The sequence below is a fragment of the Sphingobacterium sp. Mn56C genome, assembly GCF_049319645.1.
Lineage (GTDB): Bacteria > Bacteroidota > Bacteroidia > Sphingobacteriales > Sphingobacteriaceae > Sphingobacterium.
Genome location: NZ_JBMOUC010000001.1, coordinates 343,802 through 356,878, shown reverse-complemented (window position 1 = coordinate 356,878; position 13,077 = coordinate 343,802). Strand labels below are relative to the sequence as shown.

The 13,077-nt window shown below is 42.4% G+C and carries 6 protein-coding genes; 3 read left to right on the top strand and 3 right to left on the bottom strand.

Annotation, left to right across the window (positions count from 1 at the left end):
* Window positions 1-2 precede the first annotated feature (2 nt).
* Genes ACL9RF_RS01600 through ACL9RF_RS01590 form a run of 3 tightly spaced genes read right to left on the bottom strand, consistent with a single transcriptional unit; the run spans window position 3 to window position 6,475 of the window.
* On the bottom strand, window positions 3-1,355 hold the full coding sequence (locus tag ACL9RF_RS01600) for a hypothetical protein (RefSeq protein ID WP_422798843.1): 1,353 nt from the start codon (window positions 1,353-1,355) through the stop codon (window positions 3-5).
* A gap of 33 nt (window positions 1,356-1,388) precedes the next feature.
* Window positions 1,389-3,326, bottom strand: coding sequence for a RagB/SusD family nutrient uptake outer membrane protein (locus ACL9RF_RS01595; RefSeq protein WP_422798842.1), 1,938 nt, complete (start codon window positions 3,324-3,326; stop codon window positions 1,389-1,391).
* A gap of 17 nt (window positions 3,327-3,343) precedes the next feature.
* Entirely contained in the window at window positions 3,344-6,475 is a 3,132-nt protein-coding gene (locus ACL9RF_RS01590; protein ID WP_422798841.1) for a SusC/RagA family TonB-linked outer membrane protein, read from the bottom strand.
* A gap of 2,167 nt (window positions 6,476-8,642) precedes the next feature.
* Here ACL9RF_RS01590 and ACL9RF_RS01585 point away from each other — a divergent pair.
* The 3 genes from ACL9RF_RS01585 to ACL9RF_RS01575 all read left to right on the top strand — a co-directional run bounded on the left by ACL9RF_RS01585 (window position 8,643) and on the right by ACL9RF_RS01575 (window position 13,007).
* On the top strand, window positions 8,643-10,817 hold the full coding sequence (locus ACL9RF_RS01585) for a TonB-dependent receptor (RefSeq protein WP_422798840.1): 2,175 nt from the start codon (window positions 8,643-8,645) through the stop codon (window positions 10,815-10,817).
* A gap of 385 nt (window positions 10,818-11,202) precedes the next feature.
* Window positions 11,203-11,778, top strand: coding sequence for an RNA polymerase sigma-70 factor (locus ACL9RF_RS01580; protein ID WP_422798839.1), 576 nt, complete (start codon window positions 11,203-11,205; stop codon window positions 11,776-11,778).
* Window positions 11,779-11,861: 83 nt separating this feature from the next.
* Window positions 11,862-13,007, top strand: coding sequence for a FecR family protein (locus tag ACL9RF_RS01575; RefSeq protein WP_422798838.1), 1,146 nt, complete (start codon window positions 11,862-11,864; stop codon window positions 13,005-13,007).
* Window positions 13,008-13,077 lie beyond the last annotated feature (70 nt).

Sequence of the window (13,077 nt, the reverse complement as noted above, 5' to 3'; positions counted from 1 at the left end):
TATTAACCACCGTTTATAGCGATAAATTTCGTCACCTCCTCACGATACTCTTCCCAAAGCTCCTTCATGGTTTTTCCGGGATAACTTTTGGCTAGTATTACACCAACCGCATCCTCCAGACTCCATGCATTCGTTAAATCGTCGGATAAAACCGTCCACGGTAACAACCGCACAAAGTCGCCATCGTAAGCACGTAGCCAGCTCATAAAGGCACCAGAGGTATTGTAGTCGATTTGCCAAACAAACTTTTTATTGGCCGTAGGGTCTTCATACGCATAAGCCATGGCCGTTTTGTACTCGCCCACCTGTGTGGTTAGATCGTAACCCTTATTTGCAATTTTTACCGCATCAGGCCACCCTTCCTGATAGCCCTGACGATCACAGTTCTCGATACTGGTGCCCGACGAAGTGCTGTACGACTTTTTGTATTTCCCGTCGCGAGGCATCCACTGTATACAGTGCCCCATTTCGTGTAGCATAACGTTATACATATCCGGCATGCGCCACAACGCTGAGTTAGGGTTGTTTACACTCGCTTCATAGTTTATGCGTCGGCCGATAGCGTGGTTAGGGTAGTCTATAGCATTGGCTACCCCAACGCCATCTTTTATTAAAATATCCAATTTGGAGTACGGGTCAAAGGCGAGGTTAAAAGGGTCGAACGACATAGCCGAAACCTGCATATAATACCATCTTTTAAACTCCTCCTTAGCACGTTCTTCATTTCCGGCACCAACTAAATCGGCAATAGCTTTCGTAGGTTTTGACGACTCGGAGGTGAAACTTATCTGCACCGGATTGGTAACATTCTGCATAAAGTAAGTGGAAGCAACGTAGGTTTTATTAACGGCTTTACCCTGATCTTTAAGGAGTACCCATTGACTTTTCTGCTCTTCACCTTTTTCATTTTTATATAAGGTACGGTACCGTATCTCATCCAGCGCTATACGTGGTGTTACAATCACCGATCTATACTTACTCAATCGTAACGTACTCGGTTCATTATTGAAATCTCTTTTCTTCACGGTAAGCTGTCCGAAGAATGCTGTATTCGGAACAAATCGCCGTTGCACCTTTTTACTCGACAGCAGCGTATAGAATTCGAATTCTGTTCCTATATACTCATTTTTCTTGTCCCACTTATCATCGGCATTATTCCAGTTAATATACAATTCATTTAAGTTGTTGTCATAATTTGCATCCTTTATTGGGGCAGCAATATAACTGGTATTGGCACCCGGATTGGGGGGCGTATTTCCCCCACCAGTAGGGGGCTCTATGGCTCCTTTTTTACTACTACAGCCAAGGGTTAAGATTAAAACTGTAGCGAAATAGAGATAAGATGATTTAAGCATATGTAATATTTTTTTATTGTTTTTACTATTTATTTATTTTGCCACCTGCACATTCCAGTCTAGGTTCTGCACCAGCTTAGGGTTACGCAAAATATCCTCGTGCGGTATAGGCATAAAATAATGCTTCTTTTGAAAAACTCTGTTTTCTACAACGACCTTCTCAAAAAACTGAGGCACATTTTTAGCCATATTTAAGCCGTGCATAGCGCCACCTTCACCGCCCCTGTGGTAGGAAGGATACACCCAACCATCACCATCCTTATCGGCCACCTTCCAACGGCGAACATCAAAGAAGTGATTCCACTCGAACGCCAACTCCACCAAACGCTCCCGACGGATTCTGTTGCGTACATCCTGTTTTGTCAGCGGCACGGCAATACGCGTAAAACCATTATTATCCTGTCCCGAGCCATACTCCGGTACGCCCGCGCGATAACGGATTTTGTTCACATATTCCAAGGCTTTGGAATAATCCGGATTATTGCCCTCGCTCAGCGTTTCGGCATACCCCAAATACATATCCGCAAGCCTTAGGATATTCGAGTAATGGTTGTCGTTTGTTTCACCACTTGCCGACGCTCCCTTACGCACGCTGTACCCCGTATTTGGAGAGTCGTGCTCATTTTTTTGACGGCCAGAATTACCGCTATAATTAAATTCGGTCGTTACCAAACCGGCATTGGTACCCGTATTCAACCAGGTAGCCCCATTGAAGGTGATATTCACATAAAAACGAGGCTCCCGATTCATCCATTGGTTTAAAACCTCGGCCCCCTGTTTGAAATACTGCCGACCGTTTACTACATAATCAGATTTAGCACCGTACAAATTTGCAGCAGGAACACCAGCATACTGCGGATAATTTACATCATCGTCTATGCGAAGCCCCTTGTCGGTAAAAAACATATCCACCATTTCCTGCGTAGCAAATAAACCAATACCCCCCTGGATCTCCCCTTGGTTAATACCCGCATGTTTTGGTGTAGTAACATAACGGTACGTATAATGGCTCACCAGCTTCAGGAAGATGACCTCCTGGTTGCTCTCCGGCTTAAAGCCCGACGAAGCCACACGGCACGATTCGTAATGATCCAGCTTATTGTTTGCCGTAAATACCTCCTGCAGCTTATACATATTGCCATAGTGATTAAAGAAATCCTCATAAGCCAAGCGTGCTTTCTCCCATTTAGAAGCATCATACTGCAGCGGAAACAGCTGCTTGCCATCGGCATTTTTTATACTGGCGTAATCGGCATTTCCGTTGTACAAGTCGCTCGCCGCATACAACAATAACTTCGCCTTAAACGCCTTACAGGCCGCTTTGTCCATACGCCCTAAACCAGAACCCTTCTGCTGCGCCAAAAGCTCAGCATCCGCCGCCTTATCAAACTCATCCGCAATATAAGCCACACACTCATCCACAGAATTACGCTCTCTAAGCAGCTCCGACAGGTTAGCGTCGGTCGGCATAGCCTCCTCCCCGATAATCGGAATAGGCCCATAGATACGAAACAGCTCGAAATAAAATAAAGCCCTCAATGCCCTAGCCTCGGCCTTCCAGCGGGCCCTTTCGATTAAAGTTGCCTCCAAACATTTATCAACCTGCTGAATAAAAGTACTCGCCTTAGCAATAGCCCGGTAGTAATCTACAAACCACATTTTTGTCCAGCCCGATGAAGCATAGGTTGTCCCTAAGTTCCAATCCCAGCTGGGTTTATCCATAAATGTAATCCCAGACTCCAAGGACCCCGCAGTAAACATCCCCCCCATTTGATCCGGATTACTCTCACGTGTAATATCGCGCACATAACTGTAAACATTATTCAGGTACTGCTCCGTTTTCACACGGCTGGTAAAGGTGGATTCTAAATCGTATTGAACCCCAGGTATTTTATCAAAGAAATCGTTACAGCCCACGGTGCACACACTCAATGAAGCCATTAACACGATCATTTTAAAAGACTTTTTCATTTTAATTAGGTTTTGGATTAAAAACTAAACTTCGCACCAATAGCATAGCTAGACACATTCGGGTAACTCGACCCATTGTTGCTGTTTAACTCGGGATCCCAAAGTTTAAATTTTGTAAACGTCAATAAATTGGTGCCCATCATATAAATGCTAGCATCCTTAATAAAGGATTTCTGCAACAATCGTTTTGGAAAAGTATAGGTAATATTCACCTGTTTAAGGCGTAAGAAACTAACATCCTTCTGCCACCATGTGCTTGGCTGGTTATTATTGGTGTTCTGTGCCTTACCATTATACAAACGCGGGTAAAACACATCCTGATTGGTCGGATTATCCGCACGCCAACGATCCGTAATATTACTAAAAAGGTTATCCTCGCCCAGGTCTGTAGAGAATGGATTTATAGAGCTACCACTTAACATCCTATCCGCTTTGCCGGTTCCCTGAAAAATAGCGCCAAAAGAAAAACTACCCACCTGCAGATCGGCACCAAAGCCATAGTAAATCTTAGGTACATCCCCACGGCCAATAACCGCGATATCATTATCATCAATAATCCCATCGCCATTTAAATCGCGGTATTTTATATCCCCCACGCGCACGGTACCAAATTGTTTGGCATGGTTATCAATTTCATCCTGACTGGTAAAAAGACCATCTGCAATAAAACCCCACCTAGATAAAACAGCGGTGCCACGTGTTTCTAACCAAGGGTAAAGCACGGCAGGTCTATCATTTTCAATGATTTTATCCTCATTTGTTGTAAAATTACCGCGTAAAGTCAGGGCCACCTTATCACTTAAGCGCTTATTATATTCGGCAGAAATCTCAATACCCCGGTTTTCGACTACGCCAAGATTGGCATACGGTGCCTCCACAAAACCCGCATAATTAGGGATCGTAGAACGCTGTAGAAAGATATTATCCCTACGCTCCTTAAATAAATCGATCACAAAGGAAAGGCTGTTATTAAAGAATTTCACATCGATACCTAAATCCTGCTTTCTAGATTTAGACCAGGTAACATCGACACCATATTTCGATATCCCCCAGCCACCAGCATAATTATAAGCACCAAAAAAAGTTCCGTCGCGGCCCTCCATGATACCTTGGTACATAAACCTACGTCCGGTGGCGGCATCACTACCTACCCAACCATCGGTATACCTAAACTTCAAGAACGATATTGCCGAGCTTAAAGGCTCCCAAAAAGACTCATTCGAAACGGCCCAGCCTATACCAAAAGCCGGGAAAACACCATAACGACGATCGGGTGTAAAGTTTTCAGATCCGTTGATCCCCAGATTAGATTCCAAGAAATAACGATCGTTATACGAGTAGGTCACCCGTCCGGCATATCCCTTTTGCTTATACGGCAGCGATCCAATAATATCGCCTGCACTGAGGTTCCAGTAGATCTTCTGGTTGTACAGTAGTAAGCCGCCGAAACGGTGTTTTCCAAATTCACGATCGTAATTTAGGGCAGTTTCAAAATACGAGCTTCGGTTGATGGAGTTCCCACTATTGAAACCAAGCTCATTAGACGACTCCCGGATTACATCGTAAACATAATTTCCATGGTCATCAAATAGGGTATCTTCGATCCAGGTACCATTTTCATATTGTTTTCCCCCGAAGAAATACAGGCTCTCACCGCGGCTATATTGTAAAGTACGCGAATTGGAAACGTCAAAAGCCAGCATAGCCGTTGCAGAAAGCCCCTTACTCCAATCGGCAAAAGCAAGATCCTGGGTAACGCGTAAATTGGAGTTTAACTTATTGCCAAACTCACGGTTATAGCCCCCACGCGAAAGAAGCGCATATGGGTTAAACAAGGCATCACGATTACGCCCCGAAGAGCTGCCATTAGGCATTTCTAAAGCATAATAAACCGGGTTTACAGCCATCGCACCGGCATATAAACTGCCCGAACTTTGTTGCGGATAATGCCCTGAGCTTAAGTAACCGGAGAAGCCTAAATCAATGGTCGTCGTCTTGGTAGGACGTAGATTTAAATTCGATGTAAAGTTATAACGGTTGTAGCGCATACCGGTATTAAAATTCTCCAAATCAAAACGCTTTGTTAAACCCACCTCATCGTAATGACTTAAGGATACATAATAGTTGGCACTAGGCGCACCACCACGAACATTTAGGTTAAAGCGCTGATTTTGGCCCCAATCGTTAAATAATGCATCCATCCAGTTTACCGCCGGATAGAGGTATTCATTGTACAACCTCGGATTATCATTTGGCAATAAGCCGTGGCTTTTTTGTGTAGCCTCGATATAGGCATCGCTATAGCGTGCTGTGCCATATGTATTGCGGTAGGCATCGTTACGCACATCCATGTAGGTAAAGGCATCAGCCATCTTCACCTGCTGCGCCATACGGGTAAAACTATGGTAATAGTCGACCGAAAATTGTGGTGTTCCCACTCTACCAGGTTTGGTTTTAATAATAATTACACCGTTGGCACCACGAACACCATAAACCGCTGTAGCAGATGCATCCTTCAGCACCGTAAAGGATTCGATATCCTCGGGATCGATATTATTAAATGCTCGCTCTACACCATCCACCAAAATGAGGGGGTTTGAACTTTGCCCCACCAAGGTGGAGATACCGCGGATCCAAATATCAGAATTATCGTGTCCCGGTTCACCGGTACGCTGTACCGCCACCACACCGGCAATACGGCCCGACACTGCGGAAGAAAGGTTTCCTGTGGGAACCTTGATATCCTTGATATTTAAGGTCGATTGGGCGCCAACAACGGAAATTTTACGCTGCTGACCAAAACCTACAACCACAGCTTCATCCATTTCTGAAATCTCTGGTAGTAGAATCACATCGACAAGAATTTGTTTTTCAATCTTAACTTCTTCAGGTTTATAGCCCAGGAAATAAAATTCCAGTACTGCCTTAGGCTGCAGTAACTGTAGACGATAGGTCCCCTTATCGTCGGTAATGGTTTTGTTGGGCGTGCCCTGCTCGGTGACAACAACGCCGCCCAAAAGGTCGCCTTTCTCATTGGTTACCCGACCACTGATGACACTTTGTGCCCAGAGGGAAGGGGTAAAAAACAACATTAAAAAGACCACAATGATGTCTTTAAAATGCAGTCTTTGTTTTGTTAATACATGCATAATTAAATAGGTTTTATTGAACAGTAGTGTGATACACTGTCTATCAAACAGTGCATTACAAATAAAACCTAAAGACCGAAGAATAATGTCCTCATTTGCGCCAAAATAGCCTGTACGTTGCATTTTGTCCGAATAGAGGACAGCAAATTATACCGCTTTAGTAAAGCTTGTAGCCCCATGTGCTCCATCACTTAGCATACAAAGTGCCGATCTTAACCGCTCCGTATCCCCCTAAAAAAGAAGATAAAAAACAGACTAACCGTACCTGAAAAATAGCGTAACAATACAATATGCCAGGATTTAAAGTTGCAGAACAGCAGCCTTAAGGAAACAAACCAAAACCCGACAAAAAAAACTTTAAGTCTCATGATTACAGTATACAACACGCCGCTTGCGTATAGATTTGGCAGAGACGACAAACTACATAAAACAAATATAAAACTGTATAGTAAGTAATAAAAAAACTAAGCGCCAGAAAAATGAATTCCCTAAAATAATCCAGAACATACAACATTTTACAACCCGCCAAAACAGCTAAAGATTCATATGCCTACCAATATCTTAAAATAGTTTCAGCCATGTTAATCCTACGGCGAGACTATCCAACCATAAGGCTACCTATAGGCATGATTCGAAATATTATAGGGCTTATAAAGAGGAAGGGGGCTCTGACGCGGTAACAAAAATTTCCATTGTAAAGTCTAAGCGATTTGGTTAAAAAAAACGAAACTCAACCTCAAAATGATAAACTACTACTAATCAAAAGCTTTCTTGCAGAGTCATAGGCTATAGCGATCGGATTTCTTGATAACAATCAAATAAAACAAGCTTTTACTTGTTTTAGGATTTATTGAAAATCAAACTTTACATAAAAACTATACTTCTCTATTTTTCAATACTTTATAATTATTTATATAAGATAAAACTATAACATAAAAAAACAAAATAATTAAGCCCATTTTCGGCTATCGCTCTATTAGATAATAAGCGTCGAAACACCAAAAAACACCAAAACTGACATGCTGACAGTGCTTAATTTCACCATACGGTATAGATTACAACGGAACTACAGGTCTCCTGAAATAAAGATTTAAAAATCAGCAATCGCATGCGATGAATGTCAATAACCTCCAATTATTAAGGCCCTTATGGTTTTCCCGAAAAAGGTAAACGAATTCGTTTATCGAAAAAAAATAGGGATATAATTCTCCCTGCTATCTTGCTACCTAACCTGTCCTAAAAATTTCTCTGATAAACCATACCCGGGGAGCTGGGCCATAAAATAGCTGTAAACAAATAAATGGATTAGACCCTAAGCAAGTCCGCATAAACGTATTTTAAACCAACACTTAAAAACTACACATTTCAAATAATAAGGGCAATTACGGAATACATAAAAATGCGCTTTTTACAGCAGGATTATCCTTCCTAAAAACGCTATACTTAAATTTAAAAGTTAAGATATAAGAAAGTAAATAAAGCCAAAACCCTTAAAAATTAAATGTCGAAATAGCTTATATAATATTGTATTTTTTGCAATACCGCGAAGCTTAGACAGCCTTACGCTGCCGAGAAGGTGTAAAGTTATTCTTGCCCTTTCGGCTAGTTTTGTGATTCGAATTGCATTTACACCCTGTAAAAAAAGGTGGTTTTTACTCGATTTAAGACCTTCACGAATTACTAGACACCCTTTCGTACCAAATAATATAAAACTGTCTTAAATAGCCTTAAAATAGCTAAAATTAATATATAACCTAAAATGGAGATGCTTGGTGTACGTTACGCGGCTTGTAGGTGTATTGCGGCTTATTTTGTTTGCTTAAGATATAACCAAAAAAAAACGCTTAAAGCGGGGAGCTTTAAGCGTTCCTAACTAACCAATTATTAACCTAAATTATGAATGGTTCAAAGTAACGCAATTTCCAGCGAACTACCTCAAAAGACTAATCGATTTAACATCCTTTAACAAAGGCATGACTTGAGCTTGACAATTGGGCGGTTTGCGTGTATGTTGGAAGCCATTTGGGCGATTTATTTTCATAAAAAATAACGAATCACGGTAAAAAAATAACGCAAGACGAAGTTTTTTCAGGTATAGCAAATTTAGCTTATTTAGAATAAGTTCAAATAAATATATTTGTCCGATTTTTAAACAGGCATAACAAACATGAATTCCAAACTATTTTACCTACTTGCTGCTGTTGTACCCCTAACTGTACAGGCGCAGGATAAAAATACACAAGACACGATAAAAAACGAACGCATCGATGAGGTCTATATTTCGTCGAGTAGGGGTTCAGAAAAACTTTCCCAAATTCCGACATCGGTTACGGTAGTAAACAGCAAACAACTACGTACTTGGGCTCGTGTAAGCAGCAATATGAGTCAAATTCTGGAGGCTACGGTATCGGGTTTAGGCCCTGCAACAGGTACGTATTCCAACTCGGGGCAGTTGCTAAGGGGCCGTAATATGCTGGTAATGATCGATGGGGTACCGCAATCGACACCGATACGCGATGGTGGTGTAGACCTAAAAACGGTGCTTTCGAACGACCTAAAGGCTATCGAGGTGATAAAAGGTGCCACCTCGCTGTATGGTGTGGGTGGAAGTGGTGGTTTTGTAAATTACATTACCCGCGACCCAGAGGGCGCCAAACCCTTGTCGGGAAATACGCAGCTCTGGGGCACGTCGAATCTGGCGAAGAGCAACGATAGCTTTGGCGCTGGTATTTACCAATCTTTTACGGGTAGCACAGGCAGGTTAAGTTACTATGCGAGCGGCAGCTACGAGAAAACGGGCAATACGTATGATGCTAAAGGTGTTCCTATCTTTCCGACCTATTCCTTAGGTAACACGAAAATATATTCGGCTTTTGGTAAGGTGGGTTATAAAATCAACGCCGATCAAAGCTTAAAACTACGGTACAACTTCTACAAAACAGCACAGGATAGCAAATTTATCGCTATAAACCGGGAGATAACGGTTTTTAATGGCGACGGAGACTATGAGCTTATTCCGGGCTATGGCGTTCCTGGAAAACCGGATGGGGTGCCGCCGGGTATGGCATCGCATAATGCGCAGCTTACGTATTCCTGGGATCGATTGTTTAATAATAGCACGGCGTTTACGGCGGATGTATTCTTTCAAAATGTAGATAATATCTTCTTTTACTCGCCAAACTTCGAAAACGGCGGACAATCGAGGGTGTTATCTCAAAAATATGGTGCACGCCCTAATTTTAATAGCAAGCTGTTTGTAAACGCTAAAAATGACCTTTCCTTAACTTATGGATTGGATTTTCTACACGACAAAACTTCACAGCCGCTTACAGATGGTAGAATTTGGATGCCTGAGATTAACCTCAGCAATTGGGCGCCTTATGCGATGGCAAAATGGGCATACGACCAGAATTGGGTGGTAAAGGTTGGCGGTCGCTACGACTTTATGCGCCTTTCGCTAAACGATTATAATACGCTACCCTATTCTGCGCAAGGCAATGGTCAGTTTTCAGAGTCTGTAGCTGTGCATGGTGGTGCGTTGAACTTTAAAAATGCCTCTTTTAATGTGGGGGTACGGTACAATAAACATAATGAATTTGTGCCTTACTTAAGCTATTCCCAAGGGTTCAGCTTACCGGATGTGGGTTTGGCATTTCGTAATGCTGCCGTTAAGGATATCCAAGATATTGCAATCAAACCGGTAGTTACAAACAACTATGAATTTGGTTTTGTGTCTACCTTTAAACATGTGCGCCTAGAGGCAGTAGGTTATTACAGTACCTCCAAACTTGGTACAGCCATGGTTTTTGTGGAAGCAACGAAACGGTTTGAACTAAGCCAGTCGCCGCAATCGATATTTGGTGCGGATGTAACGCTTGATTTTAACTTCTTATCTAATAAACTGAATTTCGGCGGTACGTATACGTATACAGAGGGCATGCAGCATACGGCTACAAATCCTTACGTATGGACCTATATTGGTGGTCATTTGATTAGTCCGCCGAAAACGACGTTTTATGTTCATGTGGAGCCTATAGAAAAATTATCTTTTGATATTCAGGCGATTTTTGTTGGCAATAGAAAAAGGTTTGCCCCTATTCAAAACGCACAAACTAAAGCCTGGAGCTACCGCTATCAGGAATCTCCGGTAAAGCGTTACAATACCATTAACTTGCAGGCAAACTATAAGTTTACGCAAAAGCTGGACGTTTCTTTGGCGGTAAACAATATATTTAATACGTATTATATGCCGGCGCGGTCGCAATGGATGGCTTTTTTACCCACACAAAGCCCTGCCGGTGAAGGTGCTAATGCACGCTTAAGTTTAAACTATAGCTTTTAGTACCCCATACCTTCCCCTACTTTTTTTTAACAGAAGCCTTCTTTTTAGCTGGCTTCTGTTTTTTTTAACCTTTGCGTTTGCCTTTACCCTTAGCTCCCGCCCATTTGCATGGCTACACACGAGCCAACCCATGGAGATCTAATGGTTTACACAACAATTATTTCTGTAACCTATAAATTCTATAGATTTAATTTATAGATTTGCAAACACCATCGCTATAGCGGAACACACTTTACCAAAGTCTATAAGAATGTTTAAAATACAGCAAATTCAAACCCTTTAAAATGTATGCCCATTTTGATGTTATTTCCGAAACGCCTAAATTTCCATTTTTTAATGATAATGCGATGTCAACCCACACCCCTAATATTCCCTAAACCATAAGATGCATACGCTAACCATTACCACATTAACAGATGAAGAGTTGTTTACCTTAACCCAAGAAAAGGAGGATAAAGCGGCATTTGCGGAATTATACAACCGCTATTGGAATCGTTTATGGCAGTTTACACAGCGTCATCAGATCAGCGCCAATGATGCGCAGGATGTATTGCAGGATGTTTTTACATACTTATGGGTCAATAAAGGTCAGATCAAAATTAAACATCGCTTCTCTTCCTTTTTATTCCGAGCGACCTTAAATCAGGTATTAAAAAAAATCGATCGTTCCAAGTTTATCGCAACCTACGCGGCGTCCTTAACCAATAAATTGAAGGAGCAGGGTATACGTACCGAGGATATTATCTTTGAAAAGGAATTGCAGCATACTATCAGCACTGCTTTAGAACAGATGCCTGCAAAAATGCGTGCCGTTTTTGAAGCCAGTAGATTCGATGGCCTCAGTCATGAGCAGATTGCTGCTAAATATAGGATTTCCAAGGAGACGGTAAAAAGTCAGATTAAGAATGCACTCAAAATTATGCGTAAATACGTCAATACCTTGCTTTTCAATTTTCTTTAATTTTCTCTCACCCCAAATTACGTCTCACCGTACGTATTCAATGTAGGCGTTATAGATTACCCTACCTCTCATACATCATTTACATGGATACGGAAGAATTAGATAAACTTCTTAAGCGTTATCAGGAGGATTTGTGCAGCCTCAGCGAGTCGAAGGTGCTGGAGGATGTTCTATTTGAAGAATATCCGCTGCTTCCTGAAACAGAAGACGCTATGGCAGCGAAGGTTGTCGTATGGAGGCGCCTGGAGCATACTTTGTTCTTCAGCAGGCTTCGCCGGCTGCGTTGGCATTATGCTGCCGCCGTTGCGGTGCTGTTGGTTGTTGCGGGCACCCTGTTTACAGTATTGTATAACAGGCCGGCTTCTATCGTTGCCGGCGATGGAATTCCATGGTCTGACGCAGGAACGGCGATACAGCCGGGTGAGAATAAAGCAATATTGATGCTGGCCGATGGCAAAACTTTGCACTTGGCTGGTGCTAAAACGGGTATTGTTACGGATGCCGATGGTGTTAGGTATGCGGATGGTGGTAAAATATCGGCCTTCGAGCATGGCGCCAACGCGAGCGCAGAAACAGCATCAGCGGCAGCACAGTGGTTGGTGCTTAAGGTACCTCGGGGCGGACAGTATGTGGTGCTGCTGGCCGACGGTAGTCGCGTTCAGCTGAATGCGGAGAGCTCCCTGCGCTACCCGGCCTTATTCTCGGGCACAAAACGGGAGGTTTACCTGGAAGGGGAAGCTTATTTTGAGGTTAATGAAAGCAGTAAGGTTAATCAGAAAACACCGTTTATCGTGCATACTGAAGGCCTGGAGACCTTGGTGTATGGAACGAAATTTAATATCAACAGTTATGACAATCGTACCAAAACTACGTTGGCTTCTGGGCATGTGCGTGTTAAAACTTCATCGGGAAAACAGCTGTCCTTAATACCTGGTGAACAGGCATCGTTTTCATCCCTTACTTTACACAAGCAAAAAATCGATATCGCCCAGGAGCTGGCTTGGGTTAATGGAAAGTTCTCGTTCGATAATAAGCCTTTTAAACAGATTATGGACGAACTGGCGCGCTGGTATGACCTGGAGGTAGTCTATAAGAGTGATATTCCTAAGGTAGCGCTTACTGGAGATGCCTTCCGGAATCAAAATTTGAGGTTATTCTTACGCATTTTGGATGCCGCAAATGTAGATTACCACTTAAATAAGGAATCGCGAATACTAACAATATTGTAATCTTTAAAACCTGAAATTATGCATAGAAAAACCTAACCTAGATCATGGATGGTCGGCTGCATTTCATAGC

Excerpts from the sequence above, each read along its gene's own strand:
- ACL9RF_RS01600 (WP_422798843.1), bottom strand. The coding sequence starts at position 1,355 with ATGCTTAAATCATCTTATCTCTATTTCGCTACAGTTTTAATCTTAACC.
- ACL9RF_RS01595 (WP_422798842.1), bottom strand. The coding sequence starts at position 3,326 with ATGAAAAAGTCTTTTAAAATGATCGTGTTAATGGCTTCATTGAGTGTG.
- ACL9RF_RS01590 (WP_422798841.1), bottom strand. The coding sequence starts at position 6,475 with ATGCATGTATTAACAAAACAAAGACTGCATTTTAAAGACATCATTGTG.
- ACL9RF_RS01585 (WP_422798840.1), top strand. The coding sequence starts at position 8,643 with ATGAATTCCAAACTATTTTACCTACTTGCTGCTGTTGTACCCCTAACT.
- ACL9RF_RS01580 (WP_422798839.1), top strand. The coding sequence starts at position 11,203 with ATGCATACGCTAACCATTACCACATTAACAGATGAAGAGTTGTTTACC.
- ACL9RF_RS01575 (WP_422798838.1), top strand. The coding sequence starts at position 11,862 with ATGGATACGGAAGAATTAGATAAACTTCTTAAGCGTTATCAGGAGGAT.